Here is a 23,552-nt window from a genome sequence, read left to right as displayed (position 1 = left end):
ATCCAAACATGTAGAACAGGACACCGAGTACGAAGAGCCAGCTTTGGCTGTGTTCCTCTGACGAATACTCCATATGCGTTTCGGAGGAACTGTATTTCGAGACGTGTCTAGAACGGATCGAAGCGTTGATTCACCAAACTCGATGAGCGGACGCCGATTTCGACCTGCGTCAACAGTTTGTTGACCGTGCCCCTTTTTGGAGATGAGCCACAGAACAGCTTTCAGCCAGATACTACTATCTGGATACAATCTTGTGTTTATCGTCGTGTTTTCCTTTATTGCGCTCGTCGAACGGTGACACCTGATCTCCAATCATTTCCCGATATCGTCTCACTCGACCACTCTATTTCACTCAACCGTCTGCCAGATGTCTGACGAACTTATTTATCTTCGTGTTCGTTTGGATGGTTTGTATGGAAAAGCCAGTGAGGCTGGCAATCAGTAATCAGAAAGGAGGTGTTGGAAAGACTGCTATCGCGATAAATATTGCTGGTGCCCTCAACCGACAGGGATCGGACGTGTTGTTCGTCGATCTGGACCCACAGGGAAACGCAACCGAGAATCTCGGGATGCGGGAGGCATACGACGAGGATCCCCCCTCGCTCTTTGACGTACTGAGTGACGCAGAACAGCGCGAGCGAATCACCGATATCGTCCGGGAGCACCGGGAGATGGATCTTATTCCTTCGAATATCGACATGACGGCCATCGAACCGGAACTGACGCTGTCGCGTCGGTCGGGACAGCAACTCGATCTGGTACTCGAACACGTCGAAGACGAGTACGACTACGTCCTCATCGACTGCCCTCCGTTTCTCGGCAATCTTATGGATAACGCGCTCTATGCGGCACAGAATACACTTATCCCCGCGCTGGCGGAGACGACGAGCAAGCGTGCCTTCGAACTGCTGTACGACCACATCGGCGCGCTCGAGACAGACTACGGCATCGAGATTCAGGACTGTGGCGTGATCATCAACCGAATCGACGTCAGAAAGACTCAGGCACAGGAGATGATCGCCTGGATCGAAGACGCCTTCGACGACACACCGGTCTGGCAGGTTCGCGAACGGGCGAGCATCCAGCGGGCGCTCAGCAACGGCGTCAGCCTGTTCGAGGAAGACCCCAACTGCGATCAACTCCCGATGTTTGAGGATATTGCTGCACAGCTAGCCGATCAGTTTCAACGAACGGAGGTTCACGTCTAATGGACGACCGATCAGAACGACTCCGAAAACGCCGCAAACGGTCCACTGAACAGTCAGAGAGCCATCCCACCTCGAACGAGCAACCGCCCGACTCGTCCAGCGGTGAGATCACCGACGCAGATTCTGCGGATGTGACGGCTGACTCCTCGGATACGGAGCATACCCCGATCAAGGAAACGCAGACGGGAACGTACATGTATCTCCCAGACGCCCAGGTCCGCGAACTCCGCCGACTGTACAACGTCCTGAAAGCCGAGTACGAGTTCGAGTACGACGAGGAGTTCGAGAAAAATCGCCACTTCTACCCGCTGGTCATCCAGTATGGTTTGGATAGTTTGGACGGTGCGGACATCTCTGAGATTCGGGCGTACCTAGACGATTTCTACGAATAAGCACAGTCCGAGACCATGTCCACACTACTCGTCATGCAGATTATTCTGATAGCGACGATTGCTATCGGATTCACTGGCGCGCTGATCGCCTGGCGCGAGCGCCCTGAACCGGGCTCTGTCTCGTTGACAGTCCTGCTCGCTGGTCAGTGCTGGTGGTCAGCCACGCTCTTTTTCCGGATCAACGAGACTGGCGTGGCCGAGAAGATCTTCTGGACGGACGTCACCTGGCTGGGAGTTGCCATCCTCCCCGTTGCGTGGCTGTTCTTCTGTCTGTCGTATACAGGATACATCGAGTATCTCGAAGTCCGGTATCTCCTTGTTGCTTCGGTCGTTCCGATTCTCACTATCGGCTTTGGGTTGACAAACGACATCCATCACCTGATGTACACTGATTCAGTGCTCGTCGAACAGGGCGGATCGATGATCCTCGATCGAACTCCCGGAATCTGGTTCTGGGTGATCGCGGCGTACACGTACCTGCTTGGGATTCTGGGTGCAATTCTGTTGTTGCAGTTCGTTTCCAGTGACGTGTTTCTCTTCCGCGGACAGAGTCTCGCGCTGTTGCTCGGGCTGTTTATCCCGTGGGTCACCAACGTGACTCACTTGCTTGGACTCCTGCCCACTGGCGGAATTGACCCGACACCTGTCGCCTTTTCACTCTCTGCCGTCCTCTTTCTGGGGGCGCTGACGCGGTTTCAACTGCTCGGGACGAGTCCGACGCCGATTCGACCGGCGCGGCGGTCGATGTTCCGTCGGATGCAGGAGGGGCTGATCGTCCTCGACCGGCGCAACAATATCGTCGACATGAACGACCAGGCGGCACAGGCGGTTGGATCAGCGACACTCGGCAGTCCGGTCGAATCGGTGATCCCCCAGTTCGAGAACATCCGGAGTGAGCAATCTCACTCCGGGCGTACCGTGTTTCATTCTACGGACGGAACGCGTGTCTACGACATCTCGATCAACGAACTGACTGACACACACGACCGGCCGACCGGACAGATCATCACGCTCCACGATATCAGCGAATACGTCCGACAGCAACAGCGTCTCGAAGTTCTCAACCGGGTCTTTCGCCACAATATCCGAACCAACATTCAGGTCATCCTGAGTCAGACCGAGGTGCTCGCAGACCAGGACGACGAGGGTCGAGTCGAAAAAACCCGAGAGAAGGTACTCGAAATCGAGGAGTTCAGCGACAAGATACACCAGATTCTCGACGTCTTCGAGCGCGGCCGGGCCGAACTAACGCCGGTACGTCTCGGTATTATCGTTCAGGACTGTCTCAACTCGGTTCGCGACGACTATCCCGACGTAACCGTTCACACCGATCTCTGTTCGGAGACGACCTACGTACACGGCGTTCTGGACGACGTCCTCTCGAACATCATCGAAAACGCAGCAAAACACAACACGAACGCCGACCCGACAGTCTGGGTCGACGTTACACAGACCGACGACGGCGTCCGAATCGTCATCGAGGATAACGGCCCGGGGGTCAACGACGACGAACTCACGCTGTTGACCGAGGGGACCGAAACGCCGCTGAAACACGGCAGCGGCCTCGGACTTGCGCTTATCGTCTGGGGAACGGAACTCACCGGCGGCGAGGTAATCTTCGAAGACAACGACCCGACCGGGACCGTCGTTACCGTCGAGGCCCCCGTCCTTTCGGAGACTGATGGCGCGTCCTGATCGGGTTCGTCATCTCGCCGTGTTATCTCTTAGGTTCCAGCCGACTGACACTCCCAGACGCCCCGGTTTGCTTCTTGCGCATCCCTCTCTGCCTCGTTGAACTGGTCTAACTCGGAGAATGTCGTGTCGTAGACGCGGGCGTGTCCCTCCGCGACCAGGTGGCGGTTGAAGTTCTCGCCGTCCACGACGATGTATGCCAACAACCGTCCGAAACCGCCCCGCCGGTCCGCCCTCGCGTCGAATCGCAGCGTTACCCGTTCCCCCGCCAGTCGCGCTTCGGTGTGCTCTGATGCTTGCGACCCCCAGCGACGCAGACACTCACGGCCCCCGGTCGTGTCGGGGACGCCCTCGAACTCGTCGGTGGTGACCTCCGTTTGAACCTCTGGAGTATCGACGCCGAGTAGCCGAACCGTCGCTTCGGTTCCGTTGTCGTATCGCACGTCGACTGTATCGCCGTCTGCGACGTTCACGACGGTCACGACGATGGCATCTTCCCCAGACGGTGTCGGCTCACCGGAAAAGATGGGTGCGCCTGCACACCCCGACAGAAGGAGCATGCCAACCAGAGACAGATACGCCGACGACGCGGTTCTCATACTGATGCAACGAAATCCTGTGACAAAAAACGTCGGTGAACTCTGTCTGTGTCCCGAGTGGACCGCTTTCCTACGACAGAACCGCCAGCACTGCCAGTCCGAGCAGTACCGGGACGGGTGTACACTCGGCACCGAGTGCGAGAAGCCGTTCGTTCGATATTCGCTCGACCAGCGAGAGGATGACGACGAGACAGACCACGCCAGTCGAGAGGACTGCTGCCGAGAGCACAGTCACGATTCCGCTAGCGACTCCGCCACAGAGGACGACGAGTGTCCCCAGCGAGAGGGCAGACAGAACAACCCGGGTCCGCTCGACGCCGACGATTGTCGGCATCGTCGCGACGCCGCTTGCTCTGTCGCTTTCCACATCCCGGATGTTTGCAATCTCTGTATTGACAAAGGTTGCAAAGCTAAAGTAGAGAACGAGCAGTCCGGCGGTGGGCGTGAGCGTCGCATCCGCAAACGCAACTGGCAGGACGACGACAGGGACTGCCCACGCGATCGCGACGAGCACTGAGTTGATCACCGGAATCTCTTTGAGTCGGGTCACCTGGACCGTGTTGACCTGTATCCACTCGACGGCGTAGGCGACCCAGAGGAGACCGGGAAGGACCGTCAGACCGAACGCGAGCGCGCCACCGAGTGCGGCGACGGCGACACCGAGACCGTACGCGACTGCGGCGAGTACGTACAGTTCGCTTTGATACCGCTGTACGAATGCTGTCCGGTCCGGGTTCGAGACGCTATCGCTCTCGGTGTCGACGATTCGGTCGTTTGCATAGATTGCAAACGTGACGAGCGCACCGACGAGCGGGGCCGGACTCAGCGGGAGTGACAGAATGTACATCACGATAAGCACCTTCGCCGCCGCGATGAGCGCGAGATACGCCGAACTGTACTCCAGCGTCCGCCAGAGCCGCGTCGTGAGACTCCGCAACCGTGCATTCATCGAACCCGGTGCGCCGACCGACGTTTCGGGGACGTTTGACAGCGTCTGTTGGTCGGATGCCATCGTTTGCGTTATTTGTCTCTCGTTCGAGCGGCGACGCCGTGCTTGTACGGAGGGCTGGACGTTCGTCTGAACGGGACAGACAGCGTTTCATTTGGTTTTTCTTGCATGAGGAATAAAACGTCATACATTCGTATAAATACTGATAGGTTTCGGACTGTTCTCCTCTCACGCAATTCTGAATCAGCACAGAGAGACGAACTGTACAAACTCGTTTGTACTGCGTGCCCACTCGATGTCTCACGCAAGCGGTCCGGGTCTGTCCCGGCTACTTTTTATTCATCGCTCACCTATCTGTCGATATGACCGTTCTTTCGTTCGACGAGGAGGGTGTTGACGTGATCTACGAGGGTACCGAATTTCGCCTCGAAAAGGCGCTTCTGGAGGAAGCAATCGACAAGGAGTATCCCGCGATGACCGACCACGAGGTACTCCAGATCATCGACGAGGACCCCGCCCTTTCTGGGGAGCCACAGCGAATCGGGGATATCCTCACGTAGCTTCCCCTACCTCTCTGACGGCCCGTTGGGATGCGGGAGGCTTACCTGCACTCACCACGTAGCAAACCTATGGCGACGGTGACGCTCGTCGGGACGCGCCTCGCGCGCGAGGGTACGGAATTCGTCTATCAGGGCGAGGCAGACGCATGTGAGGGGTGTCCCTACCGCGACCAGTGTCTCAATCTCACGCCGGGACGACGATACCGTATCACCGACATTCGCGAGGATGCACACACGCTCGACTGTGCCGTTCACGACACCGGCGTCACGGCCGTCGAAGTCGAGCCAGCGACCATCCGGGCGAACGTTGCCGCCGACAGCGCGTACGCGGGGAGCAACGTCTCGCTGGAGGGTTCCTGTCCACACACGGGATGTCCCAGCCACGAGTACTGTGAACCGGCCGGGGCCGACTTCGAGCTGTCTTATCGCATCGACAGCGTCGTCGGTGACCCGCCCCACGACTTCTGCATGCTGGACCGGGACCTGACGCTCGTCGACCTTGAACCGCCCGAAGACGCGTGAGGCCGGGATACTGGTGGACGCCTGTGAAAGAGTGCAGCCAGTTCGCTACGCGTCCCGCACTTCGATTCCGGTACTGTTGAGATACGACCGGAACATATCCTCGTCGCCGGTGATGATCTTCCCGAGCGTCGCCTGATAGGGGGAAATCGTGTACGGCTCGTTCGGGTTTGCGGGCTGCTGTGGGAAGGGTACGTGTGCCCGGAAGTTGTCGAGACTCGCGATCGTATGATACTCGACAGGTGAGTTGCCGTAATAGACCAGATAGCTGAAACTTTGGCTGTTTGCCTGCAGGTGCTGTGTCCAGGGCGTTTCGAGATTCGCGTTCAGTTGTTCGTGGCGTTGAATCCGGAGTTGTACGTCGCTGCGAAAGGTCCACGTCCCCATATCGGCAAACTGTATCCAGTCGTCCGGAGCCGATTCCGCAATCGTCGTCTGTACCTCTCCGAGTGTCGTCATAGTCGGGATATATCGGCCGCTATATATAATTTTAGCTGTTCTGTGAACGGCCTGCGAGTCGCCTCGTCACTCGGAGCTAGCGGTGAACGTCCCGACGCGCTCGGCGGCGTACCCGAACAGTTCCTCGTAGCCATATGGCGACAGCAACACGGGGTAGAACGGCCCTTCCGCGACCATCTCGGTCTCGTCTGCGGCAGCGAACGGTTCTCCCTCGATAACGCGCTCGAAGTTCGACGCGTAGACCTGATAGGATTTTGCGTCCGCCTTCTCGATCGGTCGCCGGAGTCGAAAGAGTTCCAGATCGGTCTGGGGGGCGAGTCGCTCGCTGGGTAACACGCCAGTCGCGCCGAGAAACTCCCTGGCGACCTGAAAGGCGTTGTCGGCGGCCTGCTGGGAGCCCTGATAGCCACACTCGATTTCGACCGTCGTCGGAATCGACTGAAACAGCCGCCCCTCGTCGTACGGGCCGACGTCGACGACAGCGTCCACGGACAGACGCGGACAGATCTCCCGTGCGTACGGGCTGACGTCGTTGACCAGAGCGAACATCCCCTCGTAGGATTGCGTGGAGTGTAGCGACAGCGTCCGACAGTGACCGATCTCCTCGACGAGACGTGCGGCGAGTCGGGATTCGTGCGTTGTCGCATCTTTGCGGCCGGGAAACGCCCGGTTGAGATCCTCGTCGACGTAGCGTTTCTCGACTGCGAGTGCCCGCTCGTTCGCTATCACCAGCGCCACGGGACGTTCGACGTCCGGTTCCATCGCGAGCAATCGTTCGATAGCCTCCGGGCCACATGGCTCGTCGCCGTGGATCCCACCGACGACCGCAATATCGGGATCATCGCCGCCGAGATACTCGATACGCATTAGCGGTTCCTAGCGGTGGGAGCCTAATGAATCTGGAGACTTCCCGCCGAGAGATGTCAGTGGCGGTGACTGAGTTGCGTCTCGAATCAGCCTCCGCGAAGTCAGTGCCGAATCGGCCTCCACGAGGTCACGTCTCGAATCGGTCTTCGAGATCAGATTCGGGGCTGTCGCCGTTTTTCTTCGGTGACGAAAGCCTCCGCATGTCCGGTCTCTTCGAGAACTCATCGTCTTCTGGATCGTACGCGTAGTCGTCGAGCGTCGACCGGTCCACGTCGTCGAGCACGGACTCGTTCGTCGCTTCGAGTACGACCGGCGGCGCAACTCCCGCATCGAGTGCTTCCAGCCAGCGTCCGACACAGAGACACCATCGGTCGCCGGGCGTGAGGCCGGGGAAGCCGTGTTCCGGACGGGGCGTCACGAGGTCGTTGCCCCGCGCCTTGCTGAATTCGAGAAACTCCGCGGTCACGACAGCACAGATTTCGTGACGACCGATGTCATCGTCGTGGTCCCGACAGCACCCGTCTCGCAGGTAGCCAGTCACTGGGTCCCCGCTGCAGGGTTTGAGTCGCTCACCCAGCACGTTCTGTTCGTCCATACCGCTCATTTTCGCTTCGGACTCATACCGGCGACGATATCGCTCGACGGATGCGAACGGAATTATATCTCCGGCCCCGATCACGGATATGGATCTGTACCCGACACTCGATCCGGACGCAGGTGAGGTGATCGATACGGAACTGGTCGTGAGCGACGACGTGCTGGTGAAAGCCTTCGCACTGGGGCCGGGCGCAGAACTCTCTCCACACGAGCACGCCGACTCGACGAACATCTTTCACGTTCTCGACGGCACGGTGACCGTCATCCGCGATGGCGACGAGGCGACAGTCAGCGCGCCCGGTGTGGTCGAACACGGCCGTGGCGTCTCACACGGCGCGCGAAACGACACCGACGATCCGGTCGTCCTGACCGCTAGTCTCTGTCGGATGCCCGGCACGTAGCCTCTGTCCGTCTCGGAACTGGTCACCGACGTGTCTGCAATAGCTTTTTGCCTCCTGTCGGTGTGTCTCTGCCTGAATGGATCCCGCGGTTCTCGCACAGACTGGCGGCGAGATACCTCCCCTGACGACTGAGATACTGGTCGTGTTTGCGATTATTGGGGTTGCGATTGTGCTCTTTATCACTGAACCGTTACCGATCGACATCACCGCGATTGGGGTCATGTTCACCCTCATCGCACTGGAGCCCTGGACGGGCGTCGACGCCGAGATGGGTGTCAGCGGATTCGCCAGCCCTGCGACGGTGACCGTCCTGGCGATGTTTATCATCAGTGAGGGGATCCGGCGAACTGGACTCGTCAACATCATCGGCACCAAGATCGCAGACCGCTACGGCACGAGCCCCTACAAACAGCTCCTGGCCGTCCTCGGTCTCTCCGGTGGGTCGGCCGGATTCATCAACAACACGCCGGTCGTGGCGGTGATGATCCCGATGGTGAACACGCTCTCGAACAGGACGGGCATCTCCCCCTCCAAACTCCTCATGCCCGTTTCGTACGTCGCGATGCTCGGCGGGATGCTGACGCTCATCGGCACCTCGACGAGCATTCTCGCCTCGGACATCTCCGGCCGAATCATCGACCACCCGTTCTCCATGTTCGAGTTCACACAGCTTGGCGTTCTCGTGCTCGGAACGGGTGTGGTCTACTTTGCGACCGTTGGCCGACTGCTGATCCCCGAACGCATCGAGATGGGCGACGAACTCGTCGACGAGTTCGAGATGGCGGAGTACCTGACCGAAGTGGTCGTCACCGAGGAGTCACATCTCGTCGGAAAGACGGTCGACCAGAGTTTCACTGAACTCGACGTGGATGCAGAACTCATTCAGGTAATTCGCGGCGACCAAGTGTTCACCGAACCGCTCGCGAGAACGGTGATAGGCCCCGGTGACATCCTCGTCTTGCGAACCGACCAGGAGAGTCTGATGCGACTCATCGAAACGGAAGGGCTCGAACTCGCGCCGGACGCTGAGGTGACTGACGAGACGCTTCAGGCCGAGGAGGCGGACATGGTCCCCGTATCGGACCAGCAGCTGGTCGAGGTCGTCATCTCTCCCGAGTCGTCGATCCGGGGGAAAACACTCGAGACGCTGAACTTCAGACAGCGCTACGACGCGACGGTGCTTGCGATCCGCCGGGGCGGCCAGATCATTCACGCACGGATGGACGAACGCAAACTCCGACCGGGTGACACACTCCTCATCCAGGCCCCGGACGAGTCGATCAAACGGTTCGCGAACGACCGCGAGTTCATCGTCGCCCAGGAACTCACGCTCCCGGATTTCAGATACGAGCGCATCCCGGTCGCACTGGGTATCGTTGCAGCAGTCGTCGGGCTGGCAGCGCTCGATGTGATGCCGATTCTCGCCAGCGCGCTGGGTGGGATCGTCGCGATGGTCGCCACTGGCTGTGTCAAACCGAACGAGGTATACTCCGCAGTGGACTGGAGCGTCGTCTTCCTGCTTGCCGGACTCATCCCGCTGGGGATCGCGATGGAGGAGACGCTCGCTGCGGACTGGCTCGCAGAGGTCATCCTCGTCGCCACGGTCGGTCTCTCCCCGGCGGTCATCCTGGCGCTGTTCTATCTCTTTACCGCACTCGTCACGAACGTCGTCAGCAACAACGCGAGCGTCGCCCTCATGATACCCGTCGCAATCGAGGCGGCCCAGTCTATCGGGGCCGATCCCTTTACGTTCGTTCTGGCGGTCACGTTCGGAGCCTCGACCGCGATGCTGACGCCGATAGGCTACCAGACGAACCTGATGGTGTACGGCCCCGGCGGCTACAAGTTCACCGACTTCTTCCGGGTCGGCGCGCCGCTCCAGTTGCTGCTCACGGTGGTGACGACGCTCGGCTTGCTGGTCATCTGGGGAGTCTGACCGACACGCTGGGAGGGCCTGATCGACGTGTACTGCGCCGACTGGTGTGGACTGCAACACTGACGTCTCATTCGAGTGCGTCGACGTACTCGTAATCCTCCGGTCCCGCTTCCGGTTGCTCGCCGTCCAGTTCGATCTGCCACCCGTCTAACACGGTTGGATCGTTCAGCGCGTTCGTGAGCGTGGTCCGAACGTTGAGCACGTCGACGCCGTAGTAGTCGTTCGGGGTACCGTGGAGGTACTGCAGCGCCGTCTCGAAGAGGCTTCGCATCCCGTCGTCATTTTGAAAGCCGAAGTGCTTGTACGCGCCCGCCGCGACCTGTACCATCCCGTGGAGAAATGCGCTCTCGGTCTTTCCCCGACCATAGTTGTACCACTCTGCCTCGAAACAATCGTGTGACTCGTGGAACGCACCGGCGTTGAACAGTCTGACGCCGTGAATCACCGCCCGCCTGAGCGTCGCGTGTTCCCACCGCTCGGCGTCGGGATTCCAGCCAGTCGGGTCTCCCGCTGGCGGGGCAACCGTCGGATCCCGTGTGTGTTCGTCCACGCTCGAAATTGAGCTTCCGACGGCATAAACGCCGTCGCTCCGACAGGTTGCTGGTCTCGCGTCTGAACTGACCGCAACCACTTTCAAACTGGCAGTTGTCGTACCGCGGGACGGATGACGGTACTGGACGAACTTTCGGGGTTCGAGTTCGAGGACGTGATGGAGGACGTGTTCCGAAATCTCGGCTACGAGAACGTCAGACAGGCCCAGAAGGTCGGGGACGAGGGCCGGGACATCATCATGGAGGAGACGGTCGACGGCGAGCGCTGTTCGGTCGTCGTCGAGTGCAAGCACACCGGCACGGTCGGCCGACCGGTCGTCCAGAAGCTACACTCCGCGGTGGCGACACACACTTTCGATGGCAAAAAGCGAGGGATCGTCGTCACGACGGGGCGGTTCACTAGCCCCGCACAGGAGTACGCCCGGGAGCTTCGGGACAACAGCGACCCGCATCCGATCGACCTGATCGACGGGACGGACCTGCGAGCGATTGCCGAGGAGGTGGGGCTGGATCTCTACAACGGCCGCATCGAAATTCTCTGCGAGGAGACGCTCCGGCCCTACGACCCCGCACGGAGCGTCGACGCGCCCATCGTCGACGCCGTTCGCGACGTCGAGAACCTCGATCCGGGGGAGATTCCCGAACCGCGGACCCACGCAGTCTTTCGGCCGGTCGTCCGCATCCGTGCCGCAGTCGATGCCGTCTTCGAGACGACTGTCGGCGTCGTCCACCGGGTCGACGAGCGCGATACGTTTCTCGTCCACGCGGACAGAGACGGCCCGGAGATTCCCGAGAGCGACGTTCAACAACTCGTCACATCGAACTTCCACCAGCGGATCGAACTCGACGAAGACGAGTTCGAGACGACGTTCGACGAGATGACGGTTCGGCGGTTCGGACAGACCGAAACCGAGTACAAGGAGTGGGCTGTCGAGCGCCTGCAAGACCGACACACTGCGACCGTCTCGTACACCGGCGACAACAACGTCACATACACGAAGACCTGCGAGCCGAACCAGTCCGACATCTCCGTGCAGTCCATCACGCCAGTGTACCTGCCGCGCCTCCGGGGCGTCTTCGAGATGGGGTCCTACGCCTACCCCTACGAGTACTACACCGCTGGCCCGTCGCGGGAGACCATCGAGGACGGCATCCACCGCTGTGTGCAGTGTGAGAGCGCCGACGACGATACCTACACGTACTGTGAGAACTGCGGGAGCATCAACTGTTCCGACCACACCAAAACCGAGCGATTGGAGGGGGAGCCAGTCTGTACTGGCTGTGCTGTCACGGAGCGGTTTTTCCTCCGAACGAAGTACTTCTACTCGGAACAGAACCGCGAGCAGTTCCGCGCGGAGTACGAACAGATGCCGATACACGAGAAGGCGATGGAGAACCCGCCGCTTCTGGCTGGCGTCGTTCTCGCCGTCCTCGTGGTCGTCGGCTTTCTCCTCGTGAATGCGGGCGTTATCTAGTCTCGATCGGGCCGAAGATGCCACATAGTTTTTACCGCTCGGGCGAGCAGTTCACGTATGAAAGCTGTCGTACTCGCCGCCGGGAAGGGGACGCGGTTGCAGCCCCTGACCGACGACAAACCGAAGGGGATGGTCGAAGTCGCGGGCAAACCCCTCCTGACACACTGTTTCGAACAACTCGTCGAACTCGACGCCGAGGAGTTGCTCGTCGTCGTCGGCTACCGGAAGCAGGACATCATCGACCACTACGGGGACTCCTTCGATGGTGTCCCGATCACTTACGCACACCAGCGCGAACAGAACGGACTCGCGCACGCCTTGTTGACCGTCGAGGAGCACATCGACGACGCCTTCATGCTGATGCTCGGCGACAACGTCTTCCGGGCGAACCTGCAGGACGTCTGCAACCGCCAGCAGGAACAGCGCGCCGACGCGGCCTTTCTCGTCGAGGAAGTGCCCTGGGAGGAGGCGAGTCGCTACGGCGTCTGTGACACCAACAAGTACGGCGAGATCACGGAGGTGCTCGAAAAGCCCGACGACCCACCGTCGAATCTCGTGATGACCGGCTTCTACACCTTCACCCCCGCAATCTTTCACGCCTGCCATCTCGTCCAGCCCTCGGACCGCGACGAATACGAGATCAGCGACGCCATCGACTTGCTCATCCACTCGGGGCGAACCATCGACGCCATCCGACTCGACGGATGGCGGATCGACGTCGGCTACCCCGAGGACCGCGAGGCGGCGACCCAGCGGCTGACCGGCGAGGCGGACGCCACAGACGAATCTGAGACGGCTGACGAATCGGTCGCAGAAGCAGAGTAATTCCTGCCGCAACGTGACCGGTCGCTCGCCGTGCTACTCACTCGATAGCGTTCCCGGTTCCCACTCCCCGTCGAACTCCTCGTGGAGGAACGGCTTCGCGTCGGATCCGGCGTAGGTTCCAACTATCTGTCCGTCGCCTTCGAGGTAGTACTGGTAGGTGGTGATCCCCTCCAGTCCGACGGGGCCGCGGGCGTGAATCTTGCCCGTGCTGATCCCGACTTCTGCGCCGAGACCGAATCGGTAGCCGTCGCTGAACCGCGTCGATGCGTTGTGAAAGACACTCGCTGAGTCGAGACCAGTCATGAACGACCGTGCGTGCTCTGTGTCCTCGGTGACGATCGAATCGGTGTGTTTCGAGCCGTAGGTCGTGATGTGTTCGAGCGCGTCCACGAGCGAGTCGACGACTCGGATCGACACGATGAGGTCGCCGTACTCGGTCGACCAGTCGGCCTCGGTTGCCTCGCCTGCGTCGATGATCGCTCGGGTGCGTTCGTCGCCGCGCATCTCGACGCCCGCATCGGTGTACTCCGCCGCAATCTCGGGCAGGAACTCCGATGCCACGTCCTCGTGAACGAGCAACGTCTCGACAGCGTTGCAGACCGCCGGATACTGGACTTTGGCGTCGTAGGCGATGTCTGTCGCCATGTCCAGATCGGCCGCGCTGTCGACGTAGACGTGACAGATCCCCTCCGTGTGGCCGAGTACTGGGATCTTGGTGTTGTCTTGGATGTAGCCGACGAACTCAGAACTCCCACGGGGCATGACCAGGTCGATGGCGTCGTCCATCCCGAGGAGTCTGTCGACGTCCTCGCGCGTGTCGATGAGTTGCGCCCAGCCGTCGGGCATCGAGTCGGTCGCCTCGCGGATGATGTCGAACAGGACACGGTTGGACTCGCTGGCTTCGCTCCCACCCTTGAGGATGACCGCGTTTCCGGACTTGAGACAGAGGGCGGCGATCTGCACCAGCGCGTCGGGTCGGGACTCGAAGATGGTTCCGATGACGCCGATAGGCACGCGACAGCGGTAGAGTTCCAGATTCTCGTCGAGTTTGCGGGCGACTTCGGTCGTGCCCAGCGGGTCGTCCTGTCCGGCCACACTTCTGACCATCTCGGTGATGCTCTCCAGTTTCGATGGGGAGAGTTCGAGTCGGTCGACGAGCGCCTGCGTGTACTCGCCCGCTTCGAGCAACGCCTCGGCTTCCGTGACGTCTCGCTCGTTCGCGTCGAGGATCGTCTCCTGTGAGTCCTCGATTGCGTCAGCGATGGCATGAAGCGCCTGCGAGCGCTCCTCGTCGCTCGTGTTTGCAAGTGACAGCGCCGCTCGTTCGGCCGCCGATACCTTCTCGCGTGTCGTGTTTGCTGTGGTCGTTTGCTCAGTCATTGTGGTTCACTTGCGCGCTCACTCGTAGTTCATCCCGTTCGTGGGGACGAATATGGTCCCGACAGGCTTGCCAGCAACGATCTGTTCTAGCACGTCGGGTTCGTCGGACGCAGCGATGATCGCGACGATACCGTGTTCGCTTACCGACCGCGCGCCGCTGACTTTCGTCTGAATCCCGCCGAAACTCGACGACGAACTCGCCTCGACGAGTTCCTGTATCTCCCCGTAGTTGTCGCCGACGGCCTCGACGCGCTCGGCGTCGGGGTCGTCTTTCGGATTGTCCGTGTAGACGCCGCCGACGTCGGTGAGCGTCACCAGCAGGTCGGCGTTGACGCCGATGGCGATAGACGAGGAGAGCATGTCGTTGTCGCCGATGCGAATCTCCTCGGTGGCGACGGCGTCGTTCTCGTTGATGATCGGGACGATGCCCCACGCCAGCAGCGTCTCGACGGTGTTTTTGAAGTTGGTGAACCGGTCGGGGTCCTCCAGGTCGTGTTGTGTGACCAGAATCTGTGCGATCTTGCGGTCGTAGCGCTCGAAGCTCTCGGTGTACCGGCGCATCAGATGGGACTGCCCGACCGTCGAGAGTGCCTGCGCTTCCTCGACGCGCTGTGTGGAGTGACCGACGCGGCCCTTTCCCGCACCGATCGCTCCGGAGGAGACCAGCAGTACCTCCTTGTCTCGGGCGAGCATGTCCATCACGTCGTCGACGAGTTTGTCGATTTTGGCGTCGTCGAGCCGCGAGCTGTCGTCGGTCAGCGAGTTCGTCCCGGCCTTGACCACCACACGGTCGGCGTCGGCCGCGAGTTTGCGAGCGCGGGCAACCGTCGATTCGTCGGGCGCGTTCTGCCCCAGTGACTCGTGTTCACTCATCGTCTCCACTCGCTGCGAGTTCCTTCGAACGGCGTTCGGCCGCCGCGACTGCTTCCTTGAGCGCCACATCCGCGTCGCTGTCCCAGAGCACCTCCATCCCTTCGATGGTGGTCCCCTTCGGCGAACAGACCGCGTCGATGAGGTCTTCGAGCGACTCGTCTGATTCCAGGACGATTTCGGCTGCGCCCTTGAAGGTCTGTGCGGCGAGCGTCTGGGCGTCCTCGGAGTCGAGTCCGCTCTCGATGCCCGCATCGCGCATCGCCTGGATGAAATAGAAGACGAACGCTGGCCCACTCCCGTTCACTGCAGTCGCGATGTCCATCTGGTCTTCGGACACCTCGACGGCGACGCCTGCCTCGCTCAGGAGTGCTTCCACGTCTGCAGGCAGTTCTCCACCGGCGACTGCAGCGGCCATACTTTTGCGTTCGGCCGCGAGGTTTGGCATGACCCGAAGCACAGTCGCGTCGGTTCGTGGGGTGAGCGAATCGATCGAGACCCCGGCGGCAAACGAGACGAGCGTCTGATCTGCGGAGAGGTCCAGTTCGTCGAGAATCTCCGGTGCGAGGTCGGGTTTGACGACCAGAAAGATGACATCTGCCGTCGCCGCCTCGTCCAGATCGGTCGTCGTTTCGGTGCAGTACTCGGAGACGGCCGAAAGCGCCGCCTCGTCGATGTCGTACGCGACGAGTCTGTGCTCGCCATCGGAGAGACCGGCGACCAGGGCTGAACCCATGTTCCCACAGCCGATCACGCTTACATGAACCATTACCTCCCTCTCGTTGTCTGAAGACCAAAGCGACTGTGGTTTTGTGTTGACGCGTGAACTGTCGTCCCGCCCGTTGTGTTTTTCGAGACTGTCGAGTCCGATACGGTGGGTTTTTGTCCGCTATCGTCCACGGACTTCACATGGAGATTCTGGTCACCGGCGGCGCTGGCTTCATCGGCGGCCATCTGGCCGAGCGATTCGTCGCCGACGGTCACGACGTGACCGTCCTCGACAACTTCGATCCCTTCTACGCGACGGGGATCAAAGAGCGGACCGTCGAACTGTGCCGTGACCGAGCGGCCGACGCTTCGGGATCGTATACGCTCGTCGAGGGGGACGTTCGTGACGCCGACACCGTACAGTCGGTCGTCCCCACGGAGGGGTACATCTTCCATCAGGCTGCACAGGCAGGCGTTCGACAGAGCGTCGACGACCCTAGACGATACCACGAAATCAACGTCGACGGGACGCTGAATCTACTCGATGCGGCCCGCGAACGCGACGTGCGACGGTTCATCTGTGCCTCCTCGTCGTCGGTGTACGGCGAGATGGCCTCGCTACCGGTGTCGGAGTCGGACCCGACCACACCGAAAAGCCCCTACGGCGCGTCGAAACTCGCAGCCGAGCGCTACGCCTGCGCCTACGATTCTGTCTACGACCTGCCAGCGGTCGCGCTCCGGTATTTCACCGTCTACGGCCCGCGAATGCGGCCGAACATGGCCATCTCGAATTTCGTCTCGCGCTGTCTCAACGACGACCCACCGGTCATCTACGGCGACGGCACACAGACCCGTGATTTCACCTTCATCGAGGACATCGTCGACGCGAACGTCCAGTTGCTCGACACCGACGCCGCCGACGGTGAAGCGGTCAACGTCGGCAGCACCGACACCATCGAGATCCGCACGCTCGCCCGCCAGATCCGCGATCGACTCGCACCTGACCTGGACATCGTCTTCGAGGCGCGCCACGAGGCAGACACCGACCACACGCACGCGGACACGTCGAAGGCGGCGGACCTGCTCGACTACGAACCCGACTACACCATCGACGAGGGCGTCGACGCCTTCATCGAGTGGTACCGGGCAAACCGCGAGTGGTACGAACCGCTCGTTCGGTCGTCCTGACCGCTCGTCTTCGATCGTTCTGATCGCTCCCATCTGGTCTTGCGGCCGGTGTTCGGCAACGCTTTTCCCGGTCCGATCCATAGGAGAGCCATGGTCGACGAGGACGAAATCGAGGTCGAGGAGGGTGAAGACGGCACCTGGACGGTCACACATCCCGAGACGGGTATCGAGGCCCGCGGGCCGACGAAAGGCCAGGCGATGGCGTATCTCGAAGAGGGGATCGAAATGTACGCACAACAGGTTCCGTCCCGGTTCAGCGACGAGGAACTCCGCGAGATGGACATCGATCCCGAGAGCGTCGACGAAGACGCCCACGACCTCGACTATCCGTGGTCGCTCGACGAGGAGTGACTATCGTTTCCCCGGACAGCACAGCACTTAAGCGTCCACTAACACCTGTCTAGAGTAATGACGACCGGGTGGCGGTATCGACTCGTTGCAGCGCTGGGGACGCTGTCGTTGACCATTATTGCTGTCGTCGTCGCGAACGCCACCCTGATTCAGGAACTGTTCGCACAGATTCCGTACTTCGGCCGTCCGGCACCGGCAGTGTTGTCCGGTCAGGAATTCTGGGTCGCCCTCTGGACGACTGTGGCGGTGGTGTCTGCAAGCATGTGGCCGCTGTTCAAGCCGCGCCCACGTCGCATCCTCGACACCGGCTTGCTCACCGCACGGCGGGTCTTTCTGTCGACGATCGGTCTGGCGGCGCTTGGCTATTTCAACTACACCTACCGGCTTCCGCGGTCGACGCTGATGCTCGTGACGGGGATGCTGATGGTATCCCTCCCGATTCTCATGGTAGCGATCAGACGCCGTCCGCGAGCGCAGTCCCAGGCAGTTATCATCGGGGACGACCCCGAGGCGATGGCAGCGGTCCGCGGCGCTTACGACCGAGAGGTGGTCGGTTACGTGACGCCGCCGACGACACACGACGACCCGACCGCGGCGGAACTCGACGACCTCCCCATCGTCGGCGGGTTCGCCAGACTCGACGAGGTGTTTCTCGAATACGACGTAGACACGGTGTTGCTCGCCTTCCATCGCACTGACCGAGATGAATTTTTCGGGACGCTCGAGGCCTGCTATCAGCACGGCATCACCGCACTCGTTCACCGCGACCACGTAGACCACGTGCTGACCTCGGGTGTCGCCGGTGAGGCGCTGCTCCGCGTCGACATCGAACCGTGGGACTGGCAGGATTACGCCGTCAAGCGCGCCTTCGATATCGTCTTCGCTGGCGGTGCGCTCGTGTGTCTCTCACCGATTATGGCCCTCATCACGGCCGCGATCAAACTTGACAGCCCCGGCCCGGTGCTGTACAGCCAGCAACGCACCGCAACCTTTGGTGAAACCTTTACCGTCTACAAGTTCCGCAGCATGGTCGAGGACGCAGAGTCCACGACCGGTGCGACTGTCAGCGACGATGACGCTGGCGGTGAGGACCCACGCGTCACCCGCGTCGGGCGCTTCCTCCGGGAGACCCATCTCGACGAGATTCCCCAATTGTGGTCAATTCTCGTCGGAGATATGAGCGTCGTCGGACCGCGACCCGAGCGGCCGGAACTCGATGAGGACATGGAGCGTGGCGCGGGCCAGTGGCGGCGGCGCTGGTTCGTCAAACCGGGTCTGACTGGACTCGCTCAGATCCGCGGCGCGACCGGGCACGAACCCGGGGCGAAGCTTCGCCACGACATCGAATACATCCGCAGGCAGTCCTTCTGGTTCGACCTAAATATCGTGGCTTGGCAGGTGTGGCAGGTCTTTCACGATGTATTCTCATTCTCTACTGGTGACAAGTATGGGCCGGAAACTGATACCTCCTGTTCGGCTAGTGAACCTCCTCCTGTTGATGATGAACCTGCATTCGAACAAACCGATGAGTCAGAAGAGAACGATATTGAAGGGATACGACCTCCAAAGTGATCAACTCATGAAGGCAGCCTCCCTACAAATAGGAGTACCGGTTGGTTGACACAGCCAGCAGGCTACCTGTATGACCTCTTCTGTGGATTCCAACCCATGGCCTTCAGATCATGGATGATCTCATCTTATGCCCAAATCTCGTGTAACATAACCACTATACCCCCCCCACACAAACAATCTCCAACAGATGCCTGTTATTGACGATAAGGGGCGGTTGTTCGGGAAGATCAACATCATCGATGCGTTGGCCATCTTGTTTGTTCTCGCAGTTATCGTTGCGGGGGTTGCCCTTGTGACCGGTGGCGATAACAGTACCAGCAAGACGTCAACGCAGACGGTTGTCTTCGATATTGGCCAGCAACCCCAGTACATTATCGACGCTATTGAAGAGGGATCGGTCGAGAAGGAGGCCATTGTTGCAGTTAAGAACAAAACAGTTATTCCGGCCAAGAGAACAGACATTCCGCTCAATTGCACTGACCAAGTACGCCTGACGGTTGCGCTCACGGTCAGCGAGACCGCTGATGGTCTACCAATGTTCAAAGGAGAACGACTCTACATCGGTCGCCAAGTTCGGCTAGACCTCTGGACGACGATCGTCAACGGTACCGTTGTTACACTACGCTCACAATGACTAACTCTCTCCTGACCAACCTTCGCTATCGCGTACGTACAGCATTCGATCAGTCTCGGCTCCGCCGTACGCTAGTAGCCGCGGTTGAGGTCTCGCGTGTCTTCACTCTCTTGTCGATACTCGGGACGGCCGCCGATTATGCCCGCATCACGCAACATCTCCGGACTCTACGGCGCTGGGGTCGCCACTCGTTTCTCTATCGCTGGCTCACGAAGGAACCAGATCCAGACGTGATCGTTATCGACCTCCGCGAGACATACACGGTCGGTTCGATCCTCGCTGGCGTTGACCGACTCACGGATCCGCTTGTCCGGTCGTACCAGCACTCAAAGCTCCGTAACATAGCAGACAGTGTAGCAATCTCGCTCACCTGGATCGCAGCGACACGCGTCGGTCGCCTTCTCAAGCGCGCTCTCACTCCTCCGGATCCGCCGGGGAACCGCTCGGTCGAAGATTACCGGACACAGTCCGATGATGACCGTGAGAATTCCCGATAACAACGGCTTCCGCTCAGGAGTGAGAACCTGAATCCCAGCAAACTCTCTTGACGAGCTAACCTATCAGGGAGAGCGAAGTATGGTAGTGTCCGTTCTGAGTCGTGTTAGTTAATAATTTGAATAACTACCGTTCAAATAGTCAACGGTCGAATTGACACATGATCATCGGTTTATTTATCCGTCGAAACTGAGTCGTACCGAATAATGGGGCATCGGAATCAGAATGGAGGTCAAACTTAATGAGCAATATTTCCGTTTTACTTCCTGTATCCGCTACGAGCGACCCCGAGGATTTGCATCGAGCTCATCGAAGCATTATTGAGCAAACGAAACCGCCAGCAGAGGTCGTCTTGGTGACTAACCAGTCGCTCGCACGAGATATTGAAACGGCAATTACTGATCTAGTAAAGACACACTCCGTTAGCCGGCACGAACACTTTCCTGACGCCCAAGGCTTAGGAGGTGTGCTTCAAGCGGGTCTCAAGAGATGTTCAGAGCCGTTTGTCGCACGGATGGATGCTGACGACATTTCCGAACCCGAGCGATTCACGGATCAGTTAACTGTCCTCACAGAGACCGAGGCAGATATCGTTGGCTCACATCTCGCTGAATTCCGCGATGATCCCGAAACTCCAGAGCGAAGACGTGAGGTTCCAACATCTCATAACGAAATCGCAGAGTGGATGCCGTGGCGATGTCCAATGAATCATCCGACTACGATGTTTGACCGTAAAGCGGTTCTCGACGCGGGTGGTTATCGTAACTTTCCGATGATGGAGGATTGGGATTTGTGGGCGCGGTGTCTTGCTGCTGGACTTCAGTTCCGCAATCTCGATCAAACGCTTGTTCGGGCAGAAGTAAACGACCTTGTTGATCGCCGAGGTGGATTAGACTATGCTAAGGCCGAAATTCAAATGGCGTGGGAGCTACGGGAACTCGATATAGCTTCACGAAAAGATACACTACAACACTTTTCACTTCGAGTTCCACCAAGACTTCTCCCGCAACAGGTTCGTGAAGCTGTCTATCAGATATTTGCTCGGTAATCTCAGATAGGTCTGAAAACTCTATATCGCTAGTGCCGTCATTCAGGAGCTACGGAAGGACATATTCAAAAACTGTCTTAAGAAAAGACTGTTCTTCTGGTTCAGATATCACAGTCGAAAACAGTAGAGCGACGTATATTACCAGCAGTGCAACACCCAGAAGCAGCGTTGATATCTTAGACGTGAAAATAATATTTCTGAGAATAATGAAGGCTAAAAACAAGGAAGCAATAATTGTGATTATTTGACCAGTATGGTCGCTAATCGGAGAGATTCCTGTACTCTGATACAGCTGCCAAGAGTACAAGAGGTTCATCAGAGCATATGAGGTTCCGGTTGCAATCGCAGCACCAACGAACGAATATTGAGGAATAAGGAGTAAATTCAAAATGATATTACAGATACCTACGACGATATTTATTCGCATAATTGCTTTAGTGTTGCCAATTGATGTTAGCGTCGCCCCATTTGGGCCGGCGACGGCGTGTGTGAAAAATCCAAGTGATAGAATAGACAACGCTGGTGCGCCTGCTGTATATTCAGCACCGAACGTGATTTCAATCACCTGCGCCGGGAAGAAGAGAAAGACGAAAAGAACCGGGGCTGACAGGGCCATAATCCACTTATTAGTTAGTGCATACACACGACGGATATCTTCAGTCCTCACGTTTGCGTGGAGTTCTGATATCTGAGGCATTACGATGAATCGAAACGAGGTGAGAAACGCAGTAATCATTACAGTGAGTGGAAACACTACATTATAAATTCCCACCGCACTCGTCGTTGAAAAGTATCCGACCATCAGTGTATCAATGTTCGAGAGGAAGACGGTGATTGTCGCCGTGATCATCAACGGTGCCGAAAAAGAAACTAGTTCCCGACGCATCGGCGTGTACTGGTTTGTCGAAGGGATAGACACCCGTGTGAAAATGTAGTACATCGCTGCAACCGCAACCACTAGATACGACAGAAAGTAAGCGCCAGCGAACGCCTGCGTGCCGAGGCCGATGAAAACAGCGAGCGCGATTAGGCCGAACCGAGTTCCTGGAAGGCAGATATTCCCTAGTACAACTTTCGGTACCGAACGTTGTTGACCCTGAATAATCCCAATCGAGAGGCGGAACAAGACAACTAGCGGAATTGCTATCGCAAAGATCCAGATCAGTGCTGTCGCCTGCGGATTATCGAATAATACCGTTGCAATAGAATCAGAAAAGAGGATAATGATTATCGAACTCACAACGGCAAGTGGTAGTGCAATCTCAAGCGCGGATCTAACGATGCTACCGCGGTCAACCTGTGAATCGAAACGGGGTATGTATCGACCAATACCGGTATTGAGTCCAACAAGTGAAAATGCCGTCACCAGCGTCATTATCGTAATTCCGAGCGAGACTTCCCCGTAATCAACCTTCCCAAGATATCTGGCAATCAACAACTTTGCACCGAACGAAATCAGCATTTCGAAGCCAAATCCAAAGAAAACAATAGCGCTTCCCCGAAGAACTGTAGTAAACGGTGACGCATTATCTTTCCCCATTATTTAAAGAAATATACTACTACTCTAACGTTAGTACACCGATTCCGCCCCATTCGTCTGGTCCATTAGAATCATGGAACTCTTGTGTCGAATGATCAGACTTCAGTTCATTCCATAAAGTACCAACACCACAGCGTTCATGATCGCCACGAATATCATGGAAGGCAACAAGACCACCGGACGAAACGAGTTTTGAATACAACTGAAAGTCTTTCTTGACGCCTTCATATGAATGGTCTCCATCTATAAAAAGGAAATCCATCTTCGTGTCCAGATCTTGAGCTATCTGCTTAAGTAACTCTTCTGAATGCGAATTTCCCATATACGAATCGAATTTTCGACCAGTTTCAGATACGAAGGTGTTGTAGAAATCTGGATCTCTTCCCCAAAAATTAATATCTACTGCAATAACACGGTTTACTCCATCTATATAACGGCACCAAGGATATAGTGAACCTCCGTTTGCAGTGCCGATCTCAAGAATTGTTTCAGGCTTTCGGTCGTTTACTGTGTGTATTAATTGCCGGTGCTCTGTTGGATTCTGGAGGGGTTTGATAGAGTTATAAAGTCCAAATCCTTCATAATTTTCTAGTGTTTGGTAAATGCTATTTAAAGAATCTCGTTGTTCATTTTTCATTCGTGATTTTAATCGTGATTTCGATCTCCGTTTCGAAATACTATGAACTAATGGGGTCCGCCAAAAGGTTTGGGAGATATTTTTTGTGCCCTTTTGTAT

At 58.2% G+C, this 23,552-nt stretch carries 25 protein-coding genes; 14 read left to right on the top strand and 11 right to left on the bottom strand.

Annotation, left to right across the window (positions count from 1 at the left end):
- Positions 1 to 413 precede the first annotated feature (413 nt).
- Genes ACMGFL_RS09180 through ACMGFL_RS09170 form a run of 3 tightly spaced genes read left to right on the top strand, consistent with a single transcriptional unit; the run spans position 414 to position 3,295 of the window.
- On the top strand, positions 414 to 1,208 hold the full coding sequence (locus ACMGFL_RS09180) for a ParA family protein (protein WP_436935238.1): 795 nt from the start codon (positions 414 to 416) through the stop codon (positions 1,206 to 1,208).
- Entirely contained in the window at positions 1,208 to 1,600 is a 393-nt protein-coding gene (locus ACMGFL_RS09175) for a DUF8160 family protein (RefSeq protein WP_436935237.1), read from the top strand. Before ACMGFL_RS09180 ends, ACMGFL_RS09175 begins: the two co-directional genes overlap by 1 nt.
- A 15-nt stretch (positions 1,601 to 1,615) precedes the next feature.
- The gene (locus tag ACMGFL_RS09170) at positions 1,616 to 3,295 is read left to right on the top strand and encodes a sensor histidine kinase (RefSeq protein ID WP_436935236.1); all 1,680 of its coding nucleotides are present in this window, start codon (positions 1,616 to 1,618) and stop codon (positions 3,293 to 3,295) included.
- Between the two features lie 29 nt (positions 3,296 to 3,324).
- Here ACMGFL_RS09170 and ACMGFL_RS09165 read toward each other — a convergent pair whose 3' ends face one another.
- A complete protein-coding gene (locus tag ACMGFL_RS09165; RefSeq protein ID WP_436935235.1) occupies positions 3,325 to 3,891 on the bottom strand; it encodes a thermonuclease family protein in 567 nt (188 codons plus the stop codon).
- 70 nt (positions 3,892 to 3,961) lie between these two features.
- Positions 3,962 to 4,903, bottom strand: a complete 942-nt coding sequence (locus tag ACMGFL_RS09160; protein ID WP_436935234.1) for a UbiA family prenyltransferase — start codon at positions 4,901 to 4,903, stop codon at positions 3,962 to 3,964.
- Positions 4,904 to 5,202: 299 nt separating this feature from the next.
- On the opposite strand from ACMGFL_RS09160, the gene ACMGFL_RS09155 reads away from it, so the two are divergent.
- Together ACMGFL_RS09155 and ACMGFL_RS09150 are read left to right on the top strand one after the other, a co-directional pair.
- A complete protein-coding gene (locus ACMGFL_RS09155) occupies positions 5,203 to 5,400 on the top strand; it encodes a DUF5800 family protein (protein WP_436935233.1) in 198 nt (65 codons plus the stop codon).
- 69 nt (positions 5,401 to 5,469) lie between these two features.
- Complete coding sequence (locus ACMGFL_RS09150) at positions 5,470 to 5,922, top strand: UPF0179 family protein (protein ID WP_436935232.1); 453 nt, start codon at positions 5,470 to 5,472, stop codon at positions 5,920 to 5,922.
- A gap of 45 nt (positions 5,923 to 5,967) precedes the next feature.
- Here ACMGFL_RS09150 and ACMGFL_RS09145 read toward each other — a convergent pair whose 3' ends face one another.
- From ACMGFL_RS09145 to ACMGFL_RS09135, 3 genes are all read right to left on the bottom strand, one after another.
- Entirely contained in the window at positions 5,968 to 6,378 is a 411-nt protein-coding gene (locus ACMGFL_RS09145; RefSeq protein ID WP_436935231.1) for a hypothetical protein, read from the bottom strand.
- Between the two features lie 66 nt (positions 6,379 to 6,444).
- A complete protein-coding gene (locus tag ACMGFL_RS09140; RefSeq protein WP_436935230.1) occupies positions 6,445 to 7,245 on the bottom strand; it encodes a M14 family metallopeptidase in 801 nt (266 codons plus the stop codon).
- Positions 7,246 to 7,372: 127 nt separating this feature from the next.
- On the bottom strand, positions 7,373 to 7,840 hold the full coding sequence (locus tag ACMGFL_RS09135; RefSeq protein ID WP_436935229.1) for a DUF2237 family protein: 468 nt from the start codon (positions 7,838 to 7,840) through the stop codon (positions 7,373 to 7,375).
- Positions 7,841 to 7,928: 88 nt separating this feature from the next.
- Between ACMGFL_RS09135 and ACMGFL_RS09130 the strand changes: the two genes are divergently transcribed.
- Together ACMGFL_RS09130 and ACMGFL_RS09125 are read left to right on the top strand one after the other, a co-directional pair.
- Positions 7,929 to 8,243 carry a cupin domain-containing protein gene (locus ACMGFL_RS09130; RefSeq protein ID WP_436935228.1) on the top strand — a complete coding sequence of 105 codons (315 nt, stop codon included), beginning with the start codon at positions 7,929 to 7,931 and terminating at the stop codon, positions 8,241 to 8,243.
- A 76-nt stretch (positions 8,244 to 8,319) separates the two neighbouring features.
- Positions 8,320 to 10,179 (top strand): SLC13 family permease, encoded by a 1,860-nt coding sequence (locus ACMGFL_RS09125; RefSeq protein ID WP_436935227.1) that lies wholly within the window; start codon positions 8,320 to 8,322, stop codon positions 10,177 to 10,179.
- 67 nt (positions 10,180 to 10,246) lie between these two features.
- Here ACMGFL_RS09125 and ACMGFL_RS09120 read toward each other — a convergent pair whose 3' ends face one another.
- On the bottom strand, positions 10,247 to 10,729 hold the full coding sequence (locus ACMGFL_RS09120; RefSeq protein ID WP_436935226.1) for a DUF309 domain-containing protein: 483 nt from the start codon (positions 10,727 to 10,729) through the stop codon (positions 10,247 to 10,249).
- 114 nt (positions 10,730 to 10,843) lie between these two features.
- Here ACMGFL_RS09120 and ACMGFL_RS09115 point away from each other — a divergent pair, with 114 nt between their 5' ends.
- Positions 10,844 to 12,205, top strand: coding sequence for a restriction endonuclease (locus ACMGFL_RS09115; RefSeq protein WP_436935225.1), 1,362 nt, complete (start codon positions 10,844 to 10,846; stop codon positions 12,203 to 12,205).
- Between the two features lie 57 nt (positions 12,206 to 12,262).
- Positions 12,263 to 13,030 carry a UTP--glucose-1-phosphate uridylyltransferase AglF gene (aglF, locus tag ACMGFL_RS09110; protein WP_436935224.1) on the top strand — a complete coding sequence of 256 codons (768 nt, stop codon included), beginning with the start codon at positions 12,263 to 12,265 and terminating at the stop codon, positions 13,028 to 13,030.
- Between the two features lie 33 nt (positions 13,031 to 13,063).
- Here the strand turns inward: aglF and ACMGFL_RS09105 are convergent, their stop codons facing one another.
- From ACMGFL_RS09105 to proC, 3 genes are read right to left on the bottom strand one after another with little or no spacing between them, the layout of a single operon-like run.
- Positions 13,064 to 14,410 (bottom strand): glutamate-5-semialdehyde dehydrogenase, encoded by a 1,347-nt coding sequence (locus tag ACMGFL_RS09105; protein WP_436935223.1) that lies wholly within the window; start codon positions 14,408 to 14,410, stop codon positions 13,064 to 13,066.
- Between the two features lie 18 nt (positions 14,411 to 14,428).
- Positions 14,429 to 15,283, bottom strand: a complete 855-nt coding sequence (gene proB / locus ACMGFL_RS09100) for a glutamate 5-kinase (RefSeq protein WP_436935222.1) — start codon at positions 15,281 to 15,283, stop codon at positions 14,429 to 14,431.
- Positions 15,276 to 16,049: a pyrroline-5-carboxylate reductase gene (gene proC / locus ACMGFL_RS09095; protein ID WP_436935221.1), complete on the bottom strand. Its 774-nt coding sequence runs from the start codon at positions 16,047 to 16,049 to the stop codon at positions 15,276 to 15,278. Before proC ends, proB begins: the two co-directional genes overlap by 8 nt.
- A 140-nt stretch (positions 16,050 to 16,189) precedes the next feature.
- Here proC and ACMGFL_RS09090 point away from each other — a divergent pair, with 140 nt between their 5' ends.
- The 5 genes from ACMGFL_RS09090 (at position 16,190) to ACMGFL_RS09070 (ending at position 21,276) form a co-directional block, all read left to right on the top strand.
- Positions 16,190 to 17,176: a GDP-mannose 4,6-dehydratase gene (locus ACMGFL_RS09090; protein WP_436935220.1), complete on the top strand. Its 987-nt coding sequence runs from the start codon at positions 16,190 to 16,192 to the stop codon at positions 17,174 to 17,176.
- A 90-nt stretch (positions 17,177 to 17,266) separates the two neighbouring features.
- On the top strand, positions 17,267 to 17,527 hold the full coding sequence (locus ACMGFL_RS09085; protein ID WP_436935219.1) for a type II toxin-antitoxin system HicB family antitoxin: 261 nt from the start codon (positions 17,267 to 17,269) through the stop codon (positions 17,525 to 17,527).
- A 57-nt stretch (positions 17,528 to 17,584) separates the two neighbouring features.
- The gene (locus tag ACMGFL_RS09080) at positions 17,585 to 19,099 is read left to right on the top strand and encodes a sugar transferase (protein ID WP_436935218.1); all 1,515 of its coding nucleotides are present in this window, start codon (positions 17,585 to 17,587) and stop codon (positions 19,097 to 19,099) included.
- A 187-nt stretch (positions 19,100 to 19,286) separates the two neighbouring features.
- Positions 19,287 to 19,733, top strand: coding sequence for a DUF4330 domain-containing protein (locus tag ACMGFL_RS09075; RefSeq protein ID WP_436935217.1), 447 nt, complete (start codon positions 19,287 to 19,289; stop codon positions 19,731 to 19,733).
- A gap of 736 nt (positions 19,734 to 20,469) precedes the next feature.
- Positions 20,470 to 21,276 carry a glycosyltransferase gene (locus tag ACMGFL_RS09070; RefSeq protein WP_436935216.1) on the top strand — a complete coding sequence of 269 codons (807 nt, stop codon included), beginning with the start codon at positions 20,470 to 20,472 and terminating at the stop codon, positions 21,274 to 21,276.
- Between the two features lie 49 nt (positions 21,277 to 21,325).
- Here ACMGFL_RS09070 and ACMGFL_RS09065 read toward each other — a convergent pair whose 3' ends face one another.
- Positions 21,326 to 22,816: a flippase gene (locus ACMGFL_RS09065; protein WP_436935215.1), complete on the bottom strand. Its 1,491-nt coding sequence runs from the start codon at positions 22,814 to 22,816 to the stop codon at positions 21,326 to 21,328.
- Positions 22,817 to 22,835: 19 nt separating this feature from the next.
- Positions 22,836 to 23,453, bottom strand: coding sequence for a class I SAM-dependent methyltransferase (locus ACMGFL_RS09060; protein WP_436935214.1), 618 nt, complete (start codon positions 23,451 to 23,453; stop codon positions 22,836 to 22,838).
- Positions 23,454 to 23,552: the final 99 nt, after the last annotated feature.

This window comes from Halovenus marina, from assembly GCF_051414115.1.
GTDB lineage: Archaea > Halobacteriota > Halobacteria > Halobacteriales > Haloarculaceae > Halovenus > Halovenus marina.
This window is presented reverse-complemented; position numbering and strand designations above follow the sequence as displayed.

Bases quoted from the DNA above. Each gene is read 5' to 3' on its own strand.
- ACMGFL_RS09165 (WP_436935235.1), bottom strand. From the start codon at position 3,891: ATGAGAACCGCGTCGTCGGCGTATCTGTCTCTGGTTGGCATGCTCCTT.
- ACMGFL_RS09130 (WP_436935228.1), top strand. From the start codon at position 7,929: ATGGATCTGTACCCGACACTCGATCCGGACGCAGGTGAGGTGATCGAT.
- ACMGFL_RS09125 (WP_436935227.1), top strand. From the start codon at position 8,320: ATGGATCCCGCGGTTCTCGCACAGACTGGCGGCGAGATACCTCCCCTG.
- ACMGFL_RS09070 (WP_436935216.1), top strand. From the start codon at position 20,470: ATGAGCAATATTTCCGTTTTACTTCCTGTATCCGCTACGAGCGACCCC.
- ACMGFL_RS09105 (WP_436935223.1), bottom strand. From the start codon at position 14,410: ATGACTGAGCAAACGACCACAGCAAACACGACACGCGAGAAGGTATCG.
- ACMGFL_RS09155 (WP_436935233.1), top strand. From the start codon at position 5,203: ATGACCGTTCTTTCGTTCGACGAGGAGGGTGTTGACGTGATCTACGAG.
- proC (WP_436935221.1), bottom strand. From the start codon at position 16,049: ATGGTTCATGTAAGCGTGATCGGCTGTGGGAACATGGGTTCAGCCCTG.
- ACMGFL_RS09180 (WP_436935238.1), top strand. From the start codon at position 414: ATGGAAAAGCCAGTGAGGCTGGCAATCAGTAATCAGAAAGGAGGTGTT.
- ACMGFL_RS09140 (WP_436935230.1), bottom strand. From the start codon at position 7,245: ATGCGTATCGAGTATCTCGGCGGCGATGATCCCGATATTGCGGTCGTC.
- ACMGFL_RS09065 (WP_436935215.1), bottom strand. From the start codon at position 22,816: ATGGGGAAAGATAATGCGTCACCGTTTACTACAGTTCTTCGGGGAAGC.
- ACMGFL_RS09160 (WP_436935234.1), bottom strand. From the start codon at position 4,903: ATGGCATCCGACCAACAGACGCTGTCAAACGTCCCCGAAACGTCGGTC.
- ACMGFL_RS09145 (WP_436935231.1), bottom strand. From the start codon at position 6,378: ATGACGACACTCGGAGAGGTACAGACGACGATTGCGGAATCGGCTCCG.
- proB (WP_436935222.1), bottom strand. From the start codon at position 15,283: ATGAGTGAACACGAGTCACTGGGGCAGAACGCGCCCGACGAATCGACG.
- ACMGFL_RS09115 (WP_436935225.1), top strand. From the start codon at position 10,844: ATGACGGTACTGGACGAACTTTCGGGGTTCGAGTTCGAGGACGTGATG.
- ACMGFL_RS09150 (WP_436935232.1), top strand. From the start codon at position 5,470: ATGGCGACGGTGACGCTCGTCGGGACGCGCCTCGCGCGCGAGGGTACG.
- ACMGFL_RS09060 (WP_436935214.1), bottom strand. From the start codon at position 23,453: ATGAAAAATGAACAACGAGATTCTTTAAATAGCATTTACCAAACACTA.
- ACMGFL_RS09075 (WP_436935217.1), top strand. From the start codon at position 19,287: ATGCCTGTTATTGACGATAAGGGGCGGTTGTTCGGGAAGATCAACATC.
- ACMGFL_RS09085 (WP_436935219.1), top strand. From the start codon at position 17,267: ATGGTCGACGAGGACGAAATCGAGGTCGAGGAGGGTGAAGACGGCACC.
- ACMGFL_RS09135 (WP_436935229.1), bottom strand. From the start codon at position 7,840: ATGGACGAACAGAACGTGCTGGGTGAGCGACTCAAACCCTGCAGCGGG.
- ACMGFL_RS09090 (WP_436935220.1), top strand. From the start codon at position 16,190: ATGGAGATTCTGGTCACCGGCGGCGCTGGCTTCATCGGCGGCCATCTG.
- ACMGFL_RS09175 (WP_436935237.1), top strand. From the start codon at position 1,208: ATGGACGACCGATCAGAACGACTCCGAAAACGCCGCAAACGGTCCACT.
- aglF (WP_436935224.1), top strand. From the start codon at position 12,263: ATGAAAGCTGTCGTACTCGCCGCCGGGAAGGGGACGCGGTTGCAGCCC.
- ACMGFL_RS09170 (WP_436935236.1), top strand. From the start codon at position 1,616: ATGTCCACACTACTCGTCATGCAGATTATTCTGATAGCGACGATTGCT.
- ACMGFL_RS09080 (WP_436935218.1), top strand. From the start codon at position 17,585: ATGACGACCGGGTGGCGGTATCGACTCGTTGCAGCGCTGGGGACGCTG.